This is a genomic window from Janthinobacterium sp. LM6, assembly GCF_002002885.1.
In the GTDB taxonomy this organism is placed as follows: domain Bacteria; phylum Pseudomonadota; class Gammaproteobacteria; order Burkholderiales; family Burkholderiaceae_D; genus Janthinobacterium; species Janthinobacterium kumbetense.
In genome coordinates this window covers 176,643-197,324 of sequence record NZ_CP019510.1, presented here as the reverse complement: position 1 = coordinate 197,324, position 20,682 = coordinate 176,643, and the positions used below count along the sequence as shown (strand labels likewise).

Genomic DNA, 20,682 nt, shown 5'->3' with positions numbered 1-20,682 from the left:
GAAAACAAATAAAGTCATGCGCAAATGTCATAAAAAAATGTACTGCGAGACAGACAGCTGCGACGTGAAAAAAACAGCCTGACTTGAGAACTCAAGTTTCGATTGCCCAAATAAAGGAGAGACCCGTGAAATTGAAGAAGCTAGCGCAATTGGTGGCATTGATGGGGGTGGTGGGGCCGGTGATGGCACAGGAAGCGGCGGCGCCAGCAATGCAACGGGTCGAAGTCACGGGCAGCAGCATCAAGCGCGTCGCCAAGGAAGGCGCGCTGCCGGTGCAAGTCATCTCGTTTGACCAGATCGAAAAGCAGGGCATCACGACGACCGAGCAACTGGTGCGCACCCTGTCGGCGAATGGCACGGGCGCCGATAACATGACTTCGGGCAATAACGTGTTTGGCGCCGATGCCGACCGTGTCAGCGGCGGCGCTTCGTTCGCCTCGCTGCGCGGCCTGGGACCGTCGAGCACCCTGGTGCTGTTGAACGGCCGCCGCATCGCCACGCACGGCGCCAGCGGCAAGTCGGTCGACCTGAACTCCATTCCGCTGGGCGCGATTTCGCGCGTGGAAATTCTCAAGGATGGCGCCTCGGCCATCTACGGCACGGACGCCATCGGCGGCGTGATCAATTTCATTCTGAAAACCAATTACAGCGGCGTGGAAGCGTCCGTTTCCACCAACGACACGCAGGCAGGCGGCGGCGCCACGCGCCGCGCCTCGCTGCTGGCCGGCACGGGCTCGCTGGAAAGCGATCGCTATAACATCATGGCCAGCCTGACCGTCGACAAGGCGCAGCGCCTGAACGGCAGCGACCGCTCCTTCGTCAACGGCTTCCAGCCGGGGCGTGGCCTGTCGCCCGATACCACGGGCACGCCATTCGCCAACCAGATGTCGGGGCCGGGCACGGCACTGCAAATCCCCAATCCTGATCCGACAAAACCAGGGACGTTTATTGGCGGTTACACCTTGCCTGGCGACCCGACGGTGTATCTGCAAGCCAATCCCCTGAGCTTCCAGGGCAAGTGCGACAGCATCGCCGGCATGTCACAGTACCAGACGCAACTGTGGAAAGACGTGACCTCACCGCGCAGCACCACGCATTCGTGTGCGTATGACTACGGCGCCGACTATGTGCTGCAATTCCCTGTCGAACGGGCCAATCTGTTGTCGCGCGGCACCTTCCAGCTGGCGCCCGACCACCGCATGTTTGTTGAAGTGCTCGGTTCGCGCACCAAGGCCACGGCCATTTTGACGCCGATGCAGGTGCAGGCAACCGTTGCCAACAAGAATTTGTACCCGGTCGGCGGCGCGTATTACCAGGACCTGTCGGCCTACATCCCCACGTTTGACAATACCAAGCCGATTGCCTACAAATGGCGCGCGAATGACGTGGGCAACCGCACGCAGGAAAACACGACCGACAATGCCCGCGTGCTGGTGGGCTTCGAGGGCAACTTCGGCAAGTGGGATTACAAGGCGGGCATTTCGCGCGCCGAAAGCAGCACCAAGACCAAGCTGACGGATGGCTATTCCTATACGGACAAGCTGTACGCGGCGCTGGCCAGCGGCATCATCAATCCGTGGGTGGGCGCCGGCCAGAGCCAGACGGACGCGGCCAAGCAATTGATCGAATCGACCAAGTTCCGTGGCGACTTCCAACACGGCAAGACAACCCTGACGCAGATCGACGGTTCCGTTTCGGGCGAACTGTTCCAGCTGCCGGCCGGGGCGCTGGCGATGGCGGCCGGTTTTGACTTGCGCCGCGAAGGCTACAGCTTCGGACAGGACGTCGACGCCATGCAGATCCTGCTGGCGCCGGGCAATGCCGCATTAAAAGATGCCAGCCGTACCGTCAAGGCCGTGTATGCGGAATTGCTGGTGCCGGTCACGAAGGACCTGGAAATGCAGCTGGCCATCCGCCGCGACGATTACAGCCTGGTGGGCGCGACGACGAATCCGAAAGTGGCCTTCCGCTACCAGCCGACCGACTTCCTGCTGTTCCGCGGTTCGGCCAGCAAGGGTTTCCTCGCGCCAAGCTTCCAGCAACTGTATTCCGGTTCGCTGAGCCAGGAATTGCCGAACGGCGTGATCGACCAGGAAGGCTGCGCCAAGCATCCGGGCGTGCCCGAGTACTGCGCCATCGACCGCCTCGACTACAAGACGGGCGGCAACACGAACCTGAAGCCGGAAACGTCGAAGCAGGGCAGCGTCGGTTTTGTCATCGAGCCATTCAAGGGATATTCGGCTTCGTTCGACTACTGGGCCATCAATACCAAGGATCGCATCCTGAACCGCACGCCGCAAATCGTGCTGACCAATTACCAGGCGCTGAACCAGTACATTCACCGCAATCCGGACGGCACCATCGAGTACGTGCAGGCGGGCTGGATCAATGCGGCAGGCAGCCGCGTGCGCGGCCTCGACGTGGGCTTGCGCGGCGAAGGCAAGATCCGGGACGCGAAATGGACGGCGACCCTGGATGGCACGTATATGGACAGCTTCAAGTTTGCGGAATATCAAGGCCAGGAATACCAGGAACTGGTCGGCAAGTTTTATACGCGCGATCTGTACCTGCGCTGGAAACACAATGCCAGTTTCGGCGTGTCGCACGGCGACTGGAGCGGCTTGCTGATCCAGAGTTTTGCTTCCGGCTACAAGGATCAGGTGCCGAATAATGGCAAGGGGGCGCCGCCGCCGGGCTTCAAGTCCGACGTGTCCAGCTACACGACGTATAACTTGTCGGGCACGTACACGGGCTTCAAGAATACCACCATCACCGTGGGCATCCAGAACCTGTTCGACCGCGATCCGCCTTTCACCGCGCACAACGTGGATGAAGTGGTGGGCGCCGGCTGGGATCCGCGCGTGGCCGACCCGCGCGGCCGTTCGCTGTCGTTCCAGCTGAAGTACAAGTTCATGTAAGGCAGCCATGCCGGCGGCGATCCCGCCGGCATGCTAACCTCGTGCGGCGGCGCCTGGCGTCGCCGTTTTTTATTCCAGGAAAGGGCCGCATGTCCAGTCAGACCAATCTCAGCCGGCGCCGCTTCGGCGGCCTGCTGGCCGCCACCCTCGGGGCGGCAGGCACACCGGCATGGGCGGCGGCCGCGCAAGGGAAGGGAAAACGCATGCAACAGCAACACGCATTGATCAAACCGGCGCGCCTGCGCGACGGCGACCTGGTGGCCATCATCGCACCGGGCGGCTTTACGGATGAGGAGTCCATCGCCAAGGCCCAGCGCAATATCGAATCGCTGGGACTGCGTGCCAGTTTGGGCAGCAACATCCGCGCCGTGCACGGCAACTATGCGGGCACGGTGCAGCAGCGCCTGGACGACTTGCACGCCGCGTTCGCCGATCCCGAGGTCAAGGCGATCTGGGCCATCCGCGGCGGCTCCGGCTGCATTTCGCTGCTGGCGCTGCTCGACTACGCCTTGATCCAGCGCAACCCGAAAGTGCTGATCGGCTATTCCGACATCACGGCCCTGCACCTGGCCATCGCCAGCCAGACGGGCCTGGTGACGTTCCACGGCCCGGTGGCGTCATCGACGTTTTCCGACTACACGGTGACGCAGCTGCGCAATGTGCTGATGACGCCGCAAGACAGTTACACGATCCCGATGGCATTGGATAACCACCGCCGCGCGCAGACGCAGCCGAACTTCGCCATCCGCACCGTGCACGGCGGCCAGGCGACGGGACGCTTGACGGGCGGCAACCTGTGCATGGTCAGCGCGCTGGCCGGCACGCCGTATGCGGCCGATTTCCGTGAACACATCCTTTTCCTCGAAGAAATCAATGAAGTGCCGTACCGCATCGACCGCATGCTGTGCCAGCTCGACCTGTCCGTGGGCTTCAACAAGGCGGCGGCATTGATGCTGGGCATCTTCGAGCATTGCGAGGCGGCCGAGGGCGACACGGCGCTGACCCTCGATGCCACCCTGGACCAGCATTTGCAGCCCTTGCGCGTACCGGCCGTCAGCGGCTACTCGTTTGGCCACATCCGCCACCAGTTCACGATACCGATGGGCATCCTCGCCACCCTGGATGCGGACCGGCAAACCTTGACCTTGCTGGAAGCCGCCGTGAGCTAGTCTGTTCGTTCGCGCACGGCACAGTACGGGGATAGTCAGTATGCTAGGGGGGTGTGCGGCAAGGCATTGGGCCATGCCGACATCCTTGAACGGTTTGCTCATGATCAACCGCCGCGCCAGCGCCTACATTTTGAGCCACCCGCTGGCCTTCGTGCTGCAGGTGCTGAAGGGTTTCCGCGCCAACCAGGGCTTGCTGCTGGCGGGCGCCGTCGCGTATTACTCGCTGCTGTCCATCGTACCTTTGCTGATGCTGGTGGTGGTGGCCCTGTCGCACGTGATCGCGCAGGACGAATTGCTGCAGACAATCGGCCATTACCTGGAATGGCTGGTGCCGGGGCAATCGAAGGCCATCGTGGGCGAGATCGCGCATTTCCTCAATAACCGTGGCGTGATCGGCTGGCTCTTGCTGCTGACCATGCTGTTTTTCAGTTCGCTGGCGTTTACCGTGCTGGAAAACGCCATGAGCGTGATTTTCATTCACCGCGTGGCCATCCGCCGCCGCCATTTCCTCATTTCCGCCGTGCTGCCGTACTGCTACATCTTGTGCCTGGGCGTGGGCATCTTGCTGATCACCCTGGTGGCGGGCAGCTTGCAGGTGATGAGCGAGGAAAGCGTGCGCTTTTTGCGCCACGACTGGGGCCTGGAAGGCGTGTCCGGCGTACTGCTGTATCTGCTGGGGCTGGCGGGCGAAATCCTCGTACTGAGTTCGATCTACCTGGTCATGCCGGTGGGACGCTTGTCGATCACGCATGCGCTGATCGGCGGCGTGACGGCGGCCCTGCTGTGGGAAATCGCCCGCCACGTGCTGGTCTGGTATTTTTCCACCTTGTCGCAGGTGAATATCGTGTATGGCTCGATGACGACGGCCATCGTCGTCATGTTCAGCCTGGAAATCGGCGCCACCTTGCTGCTGCTGGGCGCGCAAGTGATTTCCGAGTACGAAAGGGTGGCCCGCGGCGGCGAAGAAGACAAGCCGCTGGCGCTAAGGACTTGATTTAAAGTATGGCTTCAATTCGTTGTTGCACCGCACAAAAAGCTGTGCTATACTCCGTTCAGTGATTGAGATTTGGCAACAAATTATCTCACCATCCAGTTTCAGCGCGGCGACCGACAGGTGTAATGTCGATGGCGTGACAGTGCGAAGAAATGGATTTTGTAATTCCGGATACGATGGTCGATTTACACCTTGGAGTCACCATGCAGATAGCATGGGAGTCCGAAAATCAGGAGGCACTTTGCAGATAGCACTGGCGTCCATGACACGATTAAAGCATTGGTAATACATTGGAACAAGCCCGCGTTTTAGCGGGCTTTTTTTCGTCCATTGAAAACCCAAGGGCGTAACCCCGGGGGCGTACCCTGCAGGGTACGACCCCGGCATCTGCCTCGGGTTTACAAAGCTCTGGCGATGAGTATCTTCTGAATATCGCTGGTCCCCTCATAAATCTGGCACACGCGCACGTCGCGGTAGATGCGCTCGACGGGGAAGTCGGACACATAACCGTAGCCGCCGTGCACCTGGATGGCGTCCGAGCACACTTTTTCCGCCATTTCCGACGCAAACAGCTTGGCCATGGCCGCTTCCTTCAGGCAGGGCAGGCCCGCATCCTTCATGGCTGCCGCGTGGCGTATCAGCTGGCGCGCCGCTTCGATCTGCGTGGCCATGTCGGCCAGGCGGAATTGCACGGCCTGGTGTTCATAGATGGGCTTGCCGAAGCTCTCGCGCTCGCGCGCATAGTTCAAGGCCGCTTCGTACGCGGCGCGCGCCATGCCCACGGCTTGCGAGGCGATGCCGATGCGTCCGCCTTCCAGGCCGGACAGGGCGATCTTGTAGCCTTGTCCTTCTTCGCCGATCAGATTTTCCGCCGGGATGCGGCAATTCTCGAACAGGATTTGCGCCGTGTCCGACGAATGCTGGCCCATCTTCTGTTCCAGTCCCGCCACGATGTAGCCAGGCGTGTTCGTCGGTACCCAGAAGGCGCTGATGCCGCGCTTGCCGGCCGCCTTGTCGGTGACGGCCATGACGATGGCCACGTCCGCATACTTGCCGCTGGTAATGAACTGCTTCGTGCCGTTGATCACGTAGTCATTGCCGTCGCGCGTGGCCGTGGTGCGCAGGGCCGACGCGTCGCTGCCCGTGTGTGGTTCCGTCAGGCAAAACGCACCCAGCATGGTCCCTTGCGCCAGCGGACGCAGCCATTGTTCCTTTTGCGCATCGTTGGCGTACATCATGGCGATGCTGCACACGGGGCAATTGTTGACGGAAATGATGGTCGACGTGCCGCCATCGCCGGCGGCGATTTCTTCCAGCACCAGGGCCAAGGACACGTAGTCGAGGCCGGCGCCACCGAGCGCTTCCGGCACGGCCACGCCAAAGGCGCCCAGCGCGGCCAGTTCCTGCAATTCTTCCTTGGGGAAATGATGTTCCTTGTCCCAGCGGGCCGCGTTGGGCGCCAGGCGCTCGCGCGAAAAACTGCGCAGCGCTTCCTGGATCATCGATTGTTCTTCATTGAGTATCATGGGACGTCGTCTCGTATATTTTTATAGTGGATTCAGGGAGTTACCAACCGATGGGCTTGCCATCGTAGTTGCGGAATACGGCCTTGTCCGTGGCTGGCAGGCTGGCCAGGGTGGCGCGGATGCCGGCAGCACTTTCTTCCGGTGAAATATCGGCGCCGGCGCCGCCCATGTCCGTGCGTACCCAGCCCGGGTGGAAGGCGACGCAGCTGACGCCTTGCGGGCCATGCACGAGGCTAGTATCGATCAGCACGGAATTCAGGGCCGCCTTGCTGGCGCGGTACAGCGAACCGCTGGGATTGCCCCGCTCACTCAGGGAGCCCATGTGCGAGGACAGCACGGCCAGCTTGCCCTTGGCGTTGGCCACCAGCGGCGCCAGGATCGGCAGCAGCCGCATGGCCGCCAGCACGTTGGTGTGCATGACAAGGTCGAAATCGGCTTGCGCGGGGAAACCGTCGTGGCGGGGGCCGTACACGCCCGCATTGAGGATGGCCACGTCGAGCTTTTCATCGTCGAGCTTCCAGCCCAGGCCGGCACAGCCTTCCACGTCCGTCACGTCGAGCTGGTGCGTTTCCGCGCCCAGTTGCCGCAGGGCTTCGCAAGCGTCTTGCGTGCGCGCCGTGGCGATGACACGCCAGCCATCGTGGCGGTATTGACGGACGATTTCGTGGCCGATGCCGCGCGAGGCGCCGATGATCAATGCGGTAGGCATATGTTTTCTCCCTGAAAATAAAATGAAAGGGCGCGCACCGTGAACTGCGGTGCGCGCCCGTGCTCAGGAAGAGCTTATACCAGTTCGATCGCCATCGCCGTCGCTTCGCCGCCGCCGATGCACAGGGCCGCCACGCCGCGCTTGCCGCCGGTTTTTTTCAGGGCGCCCAGCAGGGTGACGATGATGCGCGCGCCCGAGGCGCCGATCGGGTGGCCCAGCGCGCACGCGCCGCCGTGGATGTTGATCTTGCTGTGTGGAATGTCGAGGTCGTGCATGGCGGCCATCGGCACGGCCGCGAATGCTTCATTGATCTCGAACAAGTCGACATTGCTGCTGCTCCAGCCCGTCTTGGCGTACAGTTTTTTCACCGCGCCGATGGGAGCCGTAGTGAATTCGTTCGGCGCCTGCGCGTGCGTGGCGTGGCCGTGAATTCTCGCGATGACGGTGCAGCCGAGCTTTTTCGCCGTCGATTCGCGCATCAGCACCAGGGCTGCCGCGCCATCGTTGATCGACGAAGACGAAGCGGCCGTGATGGTGCCATCCTTCTTGAAAGCGGCTTTTAACGTCGGGATTTTTTCCAGGCGGGCCTTTTGCGGGCCTTCATCGATGCTGACGATGGTGTCGCCGCCGCGGCCGGAAACGGTCACGGGCACGATTTCCCACTCGAAACTTCCATCCTTGGTGGCCGCTTGCGCGCGCTTCACGGATTCGATGGCAAACGCATCCTGCGCTTCGCGCGTGAAGCTGTATTGGCTGGCGCACTCTTCGGCGAACGTGCCCATCGAGCGGGCATTGCCCTTTTCATCGCGGCTGTAGGCGTCTTCCAGGCCATCCATCATCATGTGGTCATAGATCATGCCGTGGCCGATGCGGTAGCCGCCGCGCGCCTTCGGCACCAGGTAGGGGGCGTTGGTCATCGATTCCATGCCGCCCGCCACCACCACGTCGGCGCTGCCGGCGAGCAAGGTATCATGCGCGAACATGGTCGTCTGCATGGCCGAGCCGCACATTTTCGACAGGGTCACGGCGCCCGTGGAATCGGGCAAGCCGGCCTTGCGCAAGGCTTGGCGCGCGGGCGCCTGGCCCTGGCCAGCCATCAGGCAATTGCCGAAAAACACGTGTTCCACGGCATCCGGCGCCACGCCGGCCCGTTCCACGGCGGCGCGGATGGCGACGGCGCCCAGGTCGCTGGCGGTGACGTTGGCAAAGTCGCCCTGGAAGGCGCCCATGGGGGTGCGCGCGGCACCGACGATTACGACTGGATCATTCATGTTGGATCTCCGGTTGAGGGTAGGGAAGGTGACTGCATACAAAAACGCAGGTGCTGCGGATACGGGAAGACGTCCTCGATATGGCCGTCTTCGATGCGCTGCTTGCGCGCCTGCCAATATTGCGCCGTCAGCAGGTCGGCATGGTGCTGCATGAAATAGCTGCGGATGCGGGGATTCCCCAGCAGGAAGGTGCCGAATTGTTCGGGAAACACATCGTGCTTGCCGATGGGATACCAAGGTTCGGCCGACATTTCTTCTTCCTCCGTGCGCGCCTGGGGAATGACGCGGAACTGGCAATCGGTGATGTACTCGATTTCATCGTAATCGTAAAAAACGACACGTTGATGACGCGTGACGCCAAAGTTTTTATACAGCATGTCGCCCGGAAAGATATTTGCCGCCACCAATTCCTTGATGGCGTTGCCGTACTCGACGATGGCGTGTTCGACCAGGTCGTCGCGGCCTTCCTTCTCGGCATTGCTCAGCCACATGTTCAGCGGCACCATGCGCCGCTCGATGTACAGGTGGCGGATGATGATCTGCTCGTGGTCTTCTTCGATCAGCGAGGGGGCAAACTGTTTCAGCTCGGCCAGCAATTCCTCGGCAAAACGGGCGCGGGGAAAGGCCACGTTGGAATACTCGAGCGTGTCGGCCATGCGGCCCACCCGGTCGTGGTGTTTCACCAGCAAGTATTTTTGCTGGACTTGCGCGCGCGTGGTTTCCTTGGGCGGCGGGAAAAAATCCTTGATCACCTTGAAGACATACGGAAACGACGGCAGGGCAAACACGAGCATCACCAGGCCGCGGATGCCGGGCGCGCTTTCGAAGTGGTCCGACGAGTGTTTCAAGTGCTGCAGGTAGTCGCGGTAAAACAGCGTCTTTCCCTGTTTTTGCAAGCCCAGTATCGTATAAATCTCACTGCGCGGCTTGCGCGGGAGCAAACTTCGGAGAAATTGCACGTACGCCGACGGCACTTCCATATCGACCAGGAAATACGCGCGCGTAAATGAAAACAGCACGGCGATCTGCTGCTGCTCGAACAGCACCGTGTCGAGCACCAGCTTGCCGTGACGGTTGTGCAGGATCGGCACAACAAACGGGTATTCGCGGTTGCCGTTGATGCCCTTGCCGACCAGATAGGCGCCCTTGTTGCGGTAGAACAAACTGGTCAAGACCTGGAGCTGGTGGTTCGGTTCGATCCGGTCGCCGCCGAACAGCTGCTGCAGCCGCGCTTCCACCTGGGCCACGTCACGCTCCAGGTTGGCAAATGCGCAATCCAGCTGGAAGTGCGTCAGCATGCGCGTCAGGGTGTGGCGCAAGCCGTCCTTGCCCGGGTAATACACGCGGTAGGTGGGGACCGGGTCTTGCGTTTCGATGTATTCCGTGGACACGACGGGACGCACGAAAATATAGTCGTTATTGAAATACGTGCGGTGCAGGATGTTGCAGCAGACGGAATTGAAGAAGGTTTCCGCCAATTCCGGTTGCTTGTGTTCCGTCAGCATGCCGATGTAGTGCAGCTTGAGTTCGCGCCACACTTCATCGCTCAACTCCGACTCTTCGTACTCATCTTCGAGCATCTGCACGCATTCCTGCACGCGCTTGTCATAAAAATCGATGCGTTCGCGGGCCGCCGTCTGTGCCGCGGCCCAGGCGCCTTGCTCGAAATACTGCTTGGCTTGCTGGCTGGTTTCGCGGAACAGGCGGTAATGCTTGTCGAAGCCGTCGCGGATGGTGCGCGCGATATCGAATGCAATCTGGGAAGAGAGCAATTTGGGGAAGGCAATGTGCGTCATAGCTGTGCTCGCATAAATAGCTCTTCACCCAGTCGATAGCCGCGCGCCCGTGCTTACTTGGTTTCCGCAAACAGTTCGCGGCCTATCAGCATGCGGCGGATTTCGCTGGTTCCGGCGCCGATTTCGTACAGCTTGGCATCGCGCCACAGGCGGCCGGCCGGGAATTCGTTGATGTAGCCGTTGCCGCCCAGGGCCTGGATCGCTTCGCCTGCCATCCACGTCGCCTTTTCCGCACTATACAGAATGGCGCCGGCCGCATCCTTGCGCAACTGGCGCACGGCTTCCGGCGTGGTGGCGCGGTCGCACGCCTGGCCGACGGCGTACACATAGGCCTTGCACGCCATCATGGTCGAATACATATCGGCCAGCTTACCTTGCATCAACTGGAATTCGCCGATGGGCTGGCCGAATTGCTTACGGTCATGCACGTAAGGCACGACCAGGTCCATGCAAGCCTGCATGATGCCCAGCGGGCCGCCGGACAGCACGGTGCGTTCGAAGTCGAGGCCCGACATCAGCACGTTGACGCCCTTGCCCAGGCCGCCCAGCACGTTTTCGGCCGGCACTTCGCAATCCTGGAACACCAGTTCGCCCGTGTGCGAGCCGCGCATGCCCAGCTTGTCGAGCTTTTGCGCGATGGAGAAACCCTTGAAATTCTTTTCGATCAGGAAAGCCGTCATGCCGCGCGGACCCGCTTCCAGGTCGTTTTTCGCGTACACCACCAGCACGTCCGCGTCGGGGCCGTTGGTGATCCACATCTTGGTGCCGTTCAAGACCCAGCGGTCGCCCTTGAAGTCGGCGCGCAGTTTCATGCTGACGACGTCCGAGCCCGCGTTCGGTTCCGACATGGCCAGCGCTCCGATGTGCTCGCCCGTGATCAGCTTCGGCAGGTACTTGGCCTTTTGTTCGGCCGTGCCGTTGCGCTTGATCTGGTTGACGCACAGGTTCGAGTGGGCGCCGTAGGACAGGCCGACGGAAGCCGAGGCGCGCGAGATCTCTTCCATGGCGATGATGTGCGCCAGGTAACCCATGCCGGCGCCGCCGTATTCTTCGCTGACGGTGATGCCGAGCAAGCCCATGTCGCCCATCTTGCGCCACAGGTCCATGGGGAACTGGTCGGTGCGGTCGATCTCGGCCGCGCGCGGCGCGATTTCGGCGGCGGCAAATTGTTGGATCGCTTCGCGCAGCGAGGCGATGTCTTCGCCGTGGTCAAAGGTCAAGCCTGGGAGATGGAGCATGTCGTCCTCGTCGTTATAAGTGTGGCGGTCATGGATGCCGGGTCAGTGAAGCTATGATACTCAGTTGTGACGTTTACGTAAACGTAAAGTAATACGCGTAAAGCGCTGCGCGCGGCAACTGTCCCCTGCCTGCGTCTTTAGTTGGTTTGCGCCGTATCCAGGTTCAAGTCCGCCAGCATGCGCGCGCAAGCGTCTTCATGCGCGCTGATTTCCGCCAGCGCCATTTCGATATCAATGCGCTGCTGTTCCAGCGTCTGCCGGTGCTGCGCCAGCACGCCCAGGAAGCGGTCCATCTGCGCGCGCGTGTCCTTCGGCGACTCGTACATGTCGACCAGGCTCTTGATCTCCGACAGCGCCAGGCCCAGGCGCTTGCCGCGCAGGGTCAGTTTCAGGCGGGTGCGGTCGCGCGGCGTGTAGACGCGGCTGCGCCCGCCCGCGCCTTCGCGTTTCGGACTGAGCAAGCCCTGGTCTTCATAGAAACGGATGGCGCGCGCCGTGATGTCGAATTCCCGCGCCAGTTCGGTAATGGTATAGGTCGTCATGGGGGCGGGCGGTGTCGGTTGCATGGGTGGTCGGTCGCTGGATGGATGCTGCAGGGTAATGGATGGCAAAGTGCCGTTTACGTCAACGTCAATACTATTGTAGCGTGCCCTGCCCGTGCTGCAACAAAGATAGGCGTGGACAGGGGGAATTTGGCGAATAAGGCAACAGTTACTGAAAATAAATTGATTCTTCTGGCGCAAACGCGCTTAAGATCGAGAGTTGGTGGCCAAGATGACACCAAAAAGAGCTTTCCTGGCATAACAGCGACATTCTTTTCGCTGCGATGGCAGTAAAATTTTTCGGGCGCAGATTCTTTCCAGCCGGCACGATCAAAAAACAACGTTTCACTCTGAGCACGTTGTTCTAATCGTTTCCATGTTGGAAACAAAATGGCCCTTCTGAAAACTTTGTCTACAAGAAATTGTATGACATGGGCATTGCGTACATCGGTAGAGGAGGGCATTATCCGATACCGTACGTTGTAATGCCAAACCGAGGCTTTGAATCGTGCTGCAGTGCGAAAATCAAGGCCAGCCGCGAATTTGACCCGAAGCCACACAGAATCACAAGAGAAAATTCGGCCCACTTTTCTACCCGGAAAGCCCGGCCGGAGTGTTAATTGTTAATTGATACTCTTTTCAAATGTAACAATCTGTATGGTCATTCAAGAAACTGACTTTCATGTTACAACATGAAATAGTACACCTATGAATTCTTCTAACGAACGCGAAAGCTTCAGCCAGCGACTTCAGTTGGCTCTCAAAAACGCCCATTATTCTCCCGACAGCCCGACCAGACTGGCCCGGGAATTCAATATCCGTTTCGACGGGCGCCCGATTACCGTGCATGCAGCTAGGAAATGGTTAGTAGGTGAAGCAATTCCGACGCAAGAGAAATTGCGCATGATTGCCCAATGGTTGGGCGTTCCGGCGGAATGGTTGCGTTTTGGCGGCCCGGAAAGCGCCACGCCGAATGGCGAAGCGGGCAGCGCTTTGTCGCGGTTTGAGTCCGCCGATGTGAAATTAATTGCCGATTTGCAAAGATTAGATGAACATCATCGTCAAATCGCGCGAGAATTTATTCGCATGCTGGTCAGAGTCAACTACCAAAAGTAAGCATTCAGGCCATCCCCGGCCGGCGCCGTCCGTCTTTCGCTGGCGGCGCTCTTCCTGTCCTTTTATTTGCGCCACGTCATACTGGAGACATGATTTTGTCGCACAATAAGACCTCGCATGTTGCGCTGCAGCGGAATTATTTGACAATAATCCCGCACGCAGCGGCGCAGCGGCCAATACCAGCGCATAATCACATCAGAAGCAGCCAGTTCATCCACTACGGAGCCGAGCATTTGAGCCGTCTTATGAAAAGTAACTACAGCAATACCGCGCAGCTGAAGGACTTGATGACCGTGCCCCCCATGACTGCCGCGCAACATGCGGAAGTGATGCGCAAACGGATCGCCCACCGCAGGATGGTTGAAGAAGCCAGGGATTTGAAGCAGGCCAGTGCTCATCAGTTCGACAAGAGGTGAAGGATGCCTGACCAAAGCTGCTGCGCGTCGCGCTTTGCGGCCGGCGATGCTCACCGGCTCGGCGCCCCCGTACTAAAGTACGGTTGCGCTTCTCGGCCACAAGGGGGCGCCGAGCCTCACTGCCGCTCGCTACGCTTTTGTCAGGCATCGTGACTTGGCAGGGGTTTCCCCGTTTATAAGTTGATTGCGTTGGTGATGTCAGGTTTCTGACGCTTTAAGGCCATTCCACCGTGGTGCCAGGGCGTGCTCGATGCCGAGCAGGTCGATGACGCGCGCCACCGTATGGTCGACCATCTCCGCAATGCTTTGCGGGTGGTGATAAAAGCTGGGCAAGGGAGGGAAGATGATGCCGCCCATTTCCGTCACGGCCGTCATATTGCGCAGGTGCGCCAGGTTGAACGGCGTTTCGCGCACCATCAAAATCAGGCGGCGGCGCTCCTTGAGCACCACATCGGCTGCCCGCGTGATCAAATTATCCGACAAGCCATGCGCCACGGCCGCCAGGGTCTTCATCGAGCACGGCGCGACGACCATGCCATCCGATTGAAACGAACCGCTGGCGATGCTCGCGCCGATGTCGCGCAGCTTGTGCACGACGTGCGCCTGCGCTTCGATATCCTTGCGCCCCACGCCCGTTTCCTGGTGCAGGGTCAAAACAGCGGCATCGGACAGGACCAGATGCGTCTCGACGCCGGGGATGGCGCCGAGTAATTGCAGCAGCCGCAAGCCATACACGGCGCCCGTGGCGCCCGTGATGGCCACGACGATACGGCGCGGCCGCTGCTGTTGGCTATCAGGCATCAAGCAGGGACTTCAGCTCGCCCGATTCAAACATTTCATTCATGATATCGGAACCACCGATGAACTCGCCTTTGACATACAGCTGCGGAATGGTTGGCCAGTTCGAGTAATCCTTGATGCCCTGGCGCACTTCCGGGTCATCCAGCACGTTGACGGTAGCGATGTTTTCTACGCCGCATGCTTTCAGGATCTGGATGGCGCGGCCGGAAAAGCCGCACTGCGGGAACTGGGCCGTGCCCTTCATGAACAACACGACTGGCGTGCTCGTCACGGTTTCTTTGATCCAGGTTTGTACGTCGCTCATAGCTGCCTCTGATGGGTAAATAAATAGATGCCGTCATTTTATAAGAAAACGCCGGCACGGGTATGCGCTCAAGTCATAAATCGGGCAAGTCAGCCACGTTGAGGCTTATAAGGTCTTGCCCAGGCACACCGATTGTGCCGCGCCCACGTATTTGCCCCAGGCAATGACGGGTGCATAGCCGTGCCGGGCATAAAACGCCACGGCGCGGGCATTCGCCACGCGGGTGGACAGGTACACGGCCTGGTAGCCATGCCGGCGCGCCTGCGCTTCCATATGGGCCAGCAGGGCCGCGCCTACGCCCAGGCCACCTTGGCCGGGGCGCGCATACATGCGCTTGAGTTCTGCCGTGGCGCTGTCCGGCCCGCCCAGCGGGCGCAGGGCCGCGCAGCCCAGCAGTGTGCCGGCGGCATCGCGGGCAATATAAAAGCCGCCGCGCGGCGTGGCTGCTTCGGCATCGAAGGAAGAACGGCCGCTGTCGCCATTGATGCGCAGCAGCGCGTCCGACAATTCATCGAGCAGCAGCTGCGCATCCGGGCTGGCGGCGTCCATCGCCAGGATGACAAGGTCATGCCCGGCGGCCATGGGCTTAGCCGCGCAGCTTGGCGAACGCGGCGGCCATGCTGCCGGCCGGTTCGGGCGCGTTGCGCGACTGCGACTGGTGCTGCGCCATGCTGCGGCGGTCGTTGCGGTCGCCACGTTGCTCCGGCTTGCTGCCCGCCTGCGGCGCGCTATCCGTCAAACGCATGGTCAGCGCGATGCGCTTGCGCTTCTCGTCGACTTCCAGCACTTTGACGCGCACGACCTGGCCCGCCTTGACCACCGTGTGCGGGTCTTTCACAAACGTGTTCGACAGGGCCGAGATGTGCACGAGGCCATCCTGGTGCACGCCGATGTCGACGAAGGCGCCAAAGGCGGCCACGTTGGTGACCACGCCCTCGAGGATCATGTCCGGACGCAAGTCGCGGATTTCTTCCACGCCTTCCTTGAAGGTGGCCGTCGTAAATTCCGGACGCGGGTCGCGGCCCGGCTTTTCCAGTTCCTTCAAGATATCGGAAATGGTCGGCACGCCGAAGGTTTCATCCGCGTATTTTGCCGGGCTGAGGGTTTTCAGCAGGGCCGTTTCGCCGATGACGGCCTTGATATCCTTCTTGATATCGGCCAGGATTTTTTCCACCAGCGGGTACGATTCCGGGTGGACGGCGGACGCGTCCAGCGGATTTTCTCCGCCCATCACGCGCAGGAAGCCCGCTGCCTGTTCATACGTCTTGTCGCCCAGGCGCGGCACGGCTTTCAAGGCCGCGCGCGAGGTGAATGCGCCCTTCATGTCGCGGTAGGTGACGATGCTTTGCGCCACGCTGGCCGACAGGCCGGAGACGCGCGCCAGCAGCGGCGCCGACGCCGTGTTCACGTCCACGCCGACGGCGTTCACGCAATCTTCCACCACGGCATCGAGCGAACGGGCCAGCTGGCTTTGACTCACGTCATGCTGGTACTGGCCCACACCGATCGATTTCGGGTCAATCTTGACCAGTTCGGCCAGCGGGTCTTGCAGGCGGCGCGCAATCGAGACGGCGCCGCGCAGCGACACATCCATGTCCGGCAACTCTTTCGAGGCGAACTCGGACGCCGAATACACCGACGCGCCCGCTTCCGAGACGACGATCTTCGTCATCTTCGCTTCCGGATGCTGCTTGATCAAATCCTGCGCCAGCTTGTCCGTTTCGCGCGAGGCGGTGCCGTTGCCGATCGAAATCAGGGACACATTGTGCTTGGCGGCCAGGCGGCCCAAGGTATGCAGCGAACCATCCCAGTCGTTCTTCGGCTGGTGCGGGTAGATCACGGCCGTGTCGACCACTTTACCGGTGGCATCGACCACGGCGACCTTGACGCCCGTGCGCAGGCCAGGGTCCAGGCCCATGGTGGCGCGCTGGCCGGCCGGCGCGGCCAGCAGCAGCGCCTTCAGATTGGTGGCGAAGACGTTGATCGCGTCGAGTTCCGAGCGTTCGCGCAGCGCGCCCATCAGTTCCGTTTCCAGGTGCATGAAGCTTTTCACGCGCCAGGTCCAGCGCGCCGTATCCGCCAGCCACTTGTCGGCCGGGCGGCCTTGCTGCTTGATGCCGAAGCGGGCGGCGATGCGGCCTTCGCACGGGTTGTGCGGCGCATCCCATTTCGGTTTTTCCGCTTCCGTGTCCAGGCGCAGGGTGACGTCGAGGATGCCTTCGCGGCGGCCGCGCAGCAGCGCCAGCGCGCGGTGTGATGGCACTGTGGAAATGGTTTCCGAGTAGTCGAAATAATCGGCGAATTTTTCGCCTTCGTCCTGCTTGCCTTCCACCACTTTCGATTCGACGATGCCGTGTTCCTGCACGTATTCGCGCAAGGTTTGCAGCAGGGTCGCGTCTTCGGCGAAGCGCTCCATCAGGATCTGGCGCGCGCCGTCGAGGGCCGCCTTGGTGTCCGCCACGCCCGGGTTGTTGCCGTCGGCACTCGTGAACGCTTCGCGCAGGAACTTGCCCGCTTCCATTTCCGGCGTCAGTTCCGGGTTCTCCAGCAAGCCGTCGGCCAGCGGCATCAAGCCCGCTTCGATGGCGATCTGCGCCTTCGTGCGGCGCTTTTGCTTGTAGGGCAGATACAAGTCTTCCAGGCGCGTCTTGTCTTCCGCGTGCATGACGGCGTCCAGCAGCTCGGGCGTCATCTTGTTCTGTTCCGTGATCGACGCCACGATGGCGGCGCGCCGCTCTTCCAGCTCGCGCAGGTAGCGCAGGCGCTCTTCGAGCAGGCGCAGCTGGATATCGTCGAGGCCGCCGGTCGCTTCCTTGCGGTAACGGGCGATGAAGGGCACGGTGGCGCCTTCGTCGAGCAGTTCGATGGCGGCGGCAACCTGCACCGGTTTGGCGGCAAGTTCAAGGGCAAGACGTTGTTCGATAGTGGGCAGCATGGTTGTTTCCAGAGCGATCAAGCCTGGAATGATACGCAATCGGCGCGATTGCGCAATCTTGACAGCGCAAATGGACTGTGCGTTGACAAAAGCGTCAACGGGCTGGCAGCAGCGGGCTGGCGGGCGGCGCCGGCGGCGGGCGCTGCGGCGTGACGGATTTGCCAAAGGCATTGCCCATGCGGTGTTCGAGGGCGGCGCGGTTGTACAGGCCCAGCTGGTTCGACGGGCGCTGCACGATCGCTTCCGCGCCGGACAGGGCGGGCGGCTGCCGGTTTACGGTGTTGCTATTCGGCAATAATTTTTCATTCAAGCAAGACATCGATTGCGCGCGCTTGCCATGCACTTCCACTTCCACGCAACCCTTCTCGGGCGCGGCCGCCTTCACGACGACGGTGTGCTCGTCAGCCTGTGCGGGCAGGGCGGCGCAGGCCAACAGCAATAGTGATGACAGGCGTGCCATGGCGGCTCCCGGAGTGGTGGATCAGGCGTTCAGCATAGCAAGATCATATGTCGCGGCGATGACACAGGCCGGCATGCGGGCCGACGCCATGTCATGCAGTTGTCATTTTATGAAGCTACCATCTTGCCATTCTGCAGACAACATTGCAGTCAAGACACTTCATGAGCAGGATTTTTCGTTGATTCCCCAGGAAAATGACACTAAGCCACCGCCGCGCCGCAACGGGCAATGCCCTGTCTGCCTGCTTGCTGATGACATTCATGACATTGATGACATTCGTGCGGCCGGCTGCGGGTGCGGACGGTGCTGACGCCAGCGCGCACTCTACCCTGCGCTTCGACTTGCCCGCCCAGCCGCTCGATGCGGCCCTGGTGGCGTTTGGCGAAGTGACCGGGTATTCCGTGCTCGTCAGCAGCCAGCTGGCGGCGGGGCGCGTGGCCGCGCCCGTGCGCGGCGACTACACGCCGGCCGAGGCGCTGCAGCGCTTGCTGGCAGGCACGCAGCTGGGCGCGCGCTTCAGCGGCAGCAACGCGTTTACCTTGCTGGCGCTGGCCGACGCCCCCGTGGCGCCGGCGCCCGTGCCGGCCGAGGCCGCCCCTGCCGCGCTACCGTTGCAAGGCTATGCGGCCATCCTGCAGCGCTCGCTCACGCGCGCCCTGTGCCGCTTGCATCCGGATGCCTTCGGCCGCTACCGCCTGGCTTTCCAGCTGTGGCTCGATGAACGGGGCAAGGTGCGCGCCGTGCACGTGCTGGAACCGAGCGGCGTGGAACAGCGCGACCGCGCCGTGCTGCAGCGCCTGCGCAGCCTGCTGATGGATGGCGCGCCGCCGGCGGGCTTGCCGCAGCCGCTGACGATTTTATTGACGCCGCGGCCCGATCCGGATGCCGATTGCGCACCCTACCTGCTGGCCGGGGTGCCCTGAGCATGCCGGAATTGCTCAAAACCACCTTGCGCAAGCTGTTCCTGGAACGCTACGGACAGTTTCGCCGCCACCTGCAGCGCCGCCTGGGCTCGGAAGACCTGGCCAATGACGCGCTGCATGAAACGTATTTGCGGGTCGAACGGATGAATGCGCCCGAGGCCATCAGCTACCCGTCCGCGTATTTGATGCGCATCGCTATCAACATTGCGGAAGATCAACGTCGCGACAATGCGCGCCTGCTCAGCTTGCCGGATATCGATGACCTGTACGAGATGGCCGACGAGCTGGCCGACCCGGCCCGCACCTACAGCGCGCGCGCCGAGCTGGAAGAGCTGGAACGGGCCTTGCAGGAGTTGCCGAAACGCCGGCGCGCCATCGTCATCGCCGCCCGCGTCGACCAGTTGCCGCACCGCGACATCGCCGAGCGCTTCGGCATTTCCGCCCGCACGGTGGAGAAGGAATTGCGCGCCGGCCTCGAACATTGCTGCGAGCGCATGGGACGCGATTTCATCCAGCGCTTCGGTCCCGGCGCGGGAAAAACGTCTAAACATCATGACTGAACAAGCGGAAGACGACATGAGTGTCATCCAGAAGGAAGCGCAGGCGTGGGTCGTGCGCCTGGCCTCGGGCCAGGTCAGCGAGCGCGATGCGCAAGTGTTTCGCCACTGGTGCGCGCGCAGCCGCAAGCATGCCAACGCGTTTGCCGAGGCGCGCGCCGTGTGGAGCGCCATGGCGCCGGCCGCGCGCGCCGTCAAGCGGGCGCAGGCGCCTGTCAACACGGCGCGGCGCGCCTGGCTGGGCGGCGCCGTGGCGGCCTCGCTGGGGCTGCTGGTGCTGCGCCCGCCGACGGACCTGTGGCCGGCCGTCGCGGGTCTTGCCGCCGACTATGCCACGGGCACGGGCGAGCAGCGCGAAGTGGCGCTCGACGGCGGCGTGCTGGTGCAGATGAATACGCAGACGCGCCTCGATGCGGCGCCCGTGCAGGACGGCGCCGCGGCGCTGGTGCTGCTGGCAGGCGAGGCAGAATTCCAGGCCGGCTTGCGCGGCGCGGCGCGGGTGCGCGTGCAGGCGGGCGACGGCAGCGTGTCGGCCGGCAGCGCCCGTTTCAATATCCGCCTGTTCGGCCAGGAAGTGTGCGTGACGTGCCTGGCGGGCCGCCTGCGCGTGGCGCAGGCCGGCAACGATGCGGAGCTGGCCGCCGGTGAGCAGCTGCGTTACCGGCCCGAGCATTTCGGCCTCACGCGCGCGGTGGCGGCCAGCGAAGTGAGCGCCTGGCGCCACCGGCTGCTGGTTTTTAAACAAAGCACCCTGGCCGAGGTGGTGGACGAGGTGAACCGCTACCGTCCCGGCAAGCTGATCCTCAATGGCGACGCCTTGAAACTCACGCGCGTGCAAGCGAGCTTTTCGCTCGACCGCCTCGACGACGTGATCGCGCTGATCCAGGACGCGTATGGCGCGCGCGTGACGCGGCTGCCGGGCGGCATCGTGCTGTTTGGCTAGCGATGCACGCCGATGGCATGCCGCCAATTATGACATTTTCATGACCTTTTGCAGTCCCGGACCT

General features: G+C 61.8%; 20 protein-coding genes. 7 read left to right on the top strand and 13 right to left on the bottom strand.

Annotated elements, in window-relative coordinates; translation table 11 throughout:
• The first annotated feature begins 125 nt into the window (after positions 1-125).
• From BZG29_RS00790 to BZG29_RS00780, 3 genes are all read left to right on the top strand, one after another.
• Positions 126-2,918 (top strand): TonB-dependent receptor, encoded by a 2,793-nt coding sequence (locus BZG29_RS00790; RefSeq protein WP_253192741.1) that lies wholly within the window; start codon positions 126-128, stop codon positions 2,916-2,918.
• 89 nt (positions 2,919-3,007) lie between these two features.
• Entirely contained in the window at positions 3,008-4,087 is a 1,080-nt protein-coding gene (locus tag BZG29_RS00785) for an LD-carboxypeptidase (RefSeq protein ID WP_077398257.1), read from the top strand.
• A gap of 73 nt (positions 4,088-4,160) precedes the next feature.
• Positions 4,161-5,081, top strand: coding sequence for a YihY/virulence factor BrkB family protein (locus BZG29_RS00780; protein WP_077398256.1), 921 nt, complete (start codon positions 4,161-4,163; stop codon positions 5,079-5,081).
• A 398-nt stretch (positions 5,082-5,479) separates the two neighbouring features.
• Here BZG29_RS00780 and BZG29_RS00775 read toward each other — a convergent pair whose 3' ends face one another.
• The 7 genes from BZG29_RS00775 to BZG29_RS27625 form a co-directional block, all read right to left on the bottom strand.
• On the bottom strand, positions 5,480-6,607 hold the full coding sequence (locus tag BZG29_RS00775) for an acyl-CoA dehydrogenase family protein (RefSeq protein WP_077398255.1): 1,128 nt from the start codon (positions 6,605-6,607) through the stop codon (positions 5,480-5,482).
• A 40-nt stretch (positions 6,608-6,647) separates the two neighbouring features.
• On the bottom strand, positions 6,648-7,316 hold the full coding sequence (locus BZG29_RS00770) for an SDR family oxidoreductase (RefSeq protein WP_077398254.1): 669 nt from the start codon (positions 7,314-7,316) through the stop codon (positions 6,648-6,650).
• Positions 7,317-7,390: 74 nt separating this feature from the next.
• Complete coding sequence (locus BZG29_RS00765) at positions 7,391-8,587, bottom strand: acetyl-CoA C-acyltransferase (RefSeq protein WP_077398253.1); 1,197 nt, start codon at positions 8,585-8,587, stop codon at positions 7,391-7,393.
• Positions 8,584-10,383, bottom strand: a complete 1,800-nt coding sequence (gene aceK / locus BZG29_RS00760; RefSeq protein WP_077398252.1) for a bifunctional isocitrate dehydrogenase kinase/phosphatase — start codon at positions 10,381-10,383, stop codon at positions 8,584-8,586. Before aceK ends, BZG29_RS00765 begins: the two co-directional genes overlap by 4 nt.
• 53 nt (positions 10,384-10,436) lie before the next feature.
• Positions 10,437-11,621, bottom strand: coding sequence for an isovaleryl-CoA dehydrogenase (locus tag BZG29_RS00755; protein ID WP_077398251.1), 1,185 nt, complete (start codon positions 11,619-11,621; stop codon positions 10,437-10,439).
• 137 nt (positions 11,622-11,758) lie between these two features.
• A complete protein-coding gene (locus tag BZG29_RS00750) occupies positions 11,759-12,163 on the bottom strand; it encodes a MerR family DNA-binding transcriptional regulator (protein WP_077398250.1) in 405 nt (134 codons plus the stop codon).
• A 77-nt stretch (positions 12,164-12,240) separates the two neighbouring features.
• On the bottom strand, positions 12,241-12,627 hold the full coding sequence (locus BZG29_RS27625; RefSeq protein WP_150130780.1) for a hypothetical protein: 387 nt from the start codon (positions 12,625-12,627) through the stop codon (positions 12,241-12,243).
• Positions 12,628-12,871: 244 nt separating this feature from the next.
• Here BZG29_RS27625 and BZG29_RS00745 point away from each other — a divergent pair, with 244 nt between their 5' ends.
• Positions 12,872-13,279, top strand: a complete 408-nt coding sequence (locus BZG29_RS00745; protein WP_034753756.1) for a hypothetical protein — start codon at positions 12,872-12,874, stop codon at positions 13,277-13,279.
• Between the two features lie 62 nt (positions 13,280-13,341).
• Here the strand turns inward: BZG29_RS00745 and BZG29_RS28025 are convergent, their stop codons facing one another.
• The 6 genes from BZG29_RS28025 to BZG29_RS00715 form a co-directional block, all read right to left on the bottom strand.
• Complete coding sequence (locus BZG29_RS28025) at positions 13,342-13,749, bottom strand: hypothetical protein (protein ID WP_171984912.1); 408 nt, start codon at positions 13,747-13,749, stop codon at positions 13,342-13,344.
• A gap of 144 nt (positions 13,750-13,893) precedes the next feature.
• Entirely contained in the window at positions 13,894-14,496 is a 603-nt protein-coding gene (locus BZG29_RS00735; RefSeq protein WP_077398248.1) for a UbiX family flavin prenyltransferase, read from the bottom strand.
• Positions 14,489-14,800 (bottom strand): Grx4 family monothiol glutaredoxin, encoded by a 312-nt coding sequence (gene grxD, locus BZG29_RS00730; RefSeq protein WP_010402157.1) that lies wholly within the window; start codon positions 14,798-14,800, stop codon positions 14,489-14,491. Before grxD ends, BZG29_RS00735 begins: the two co-directional genes overlap by 8 nt.
• A 105-nt stretch (positions 14,801-14,905) precedes the next feature.
• Entirely contained in the window at positions 14,906-15,382 is a 477-nt protein-coding gene (locus BZG29_RS00725) for a GNAT family N-acetyltransferase (protein ID WP_077398247.1), read from the bottom strand.
• A gap of 4 nt (positions 15,383-15,386) precedes the next feature.
• A complete protein-coding gene (locus tag BZG29_RS00720) occupies positions 15,387-17,735 on the bottom strand; it encodes a Tex family protein (RefSeq protein ID WP_077398246.1) in 2,349 nt (782 codons plus the stop codon).
• 94 nt (positions 17,736-17,829) lie between these two features.
• A complete protein-coding gene (locus BZG29_RS00715; protein ID WP_077398245.1) occupies positions 17,830-18,195 on the bottom strand; it encodes a hypothetical protein in 366 nt (121 codons plus the stop codon).
• 260 nt (positions 18,196-18,455) lie between these two features.
• Here BZG29_RS00715 and BZG29_RS00710 point away from each other — a divergent pair, with 260 nt between their 5' ends.
• The 3 genes from BZG29_RS00710 to BZG29_RS00700 are packed head-to-tail and all read left to right on the top strand — an operon-like array spanning position 18,456 to position 20,618.
• Entirely contained in the window at positions 18,456-19,118 is a 663-nt protein-coding gene (locus tag BZG29_RS00710; RefSeq protein ID WP_171984911.1) for a secretin and TonB N-terminal domain-containing protein, read from the top strand.
• A gap of 2 nt (positions 19,119-19,120) precedes the next feature.
• Complete coding sequence (locus tag BZG29_RS00705) at positions 19,121-19,678, top strand: RNA polymerase sigma factor (RefSeq protein ID WP_077398243.1); 558 nt, start codon at positions 19,121-19,123, stop codon at positions 19,676-19,678.
• Positions 19,671-20,618 carry a FecR domain-containing protein gene (locus BZG29_RS00700; protein WP_077398242.1) on the top strand — a complete coding sequence of 316 codons (948 nt, stop codon included), beginning with the start codon at positions 19,671-19,673 and terminating at the stop codon, positions 20,616-20,618. Before BZG29_RS00705 ends, BZG29_RS00700 begins: the two co-directional genes overlap by 8 nt.
• Positions 20,619-20,682: the final 64 nt, after the last annotated feature.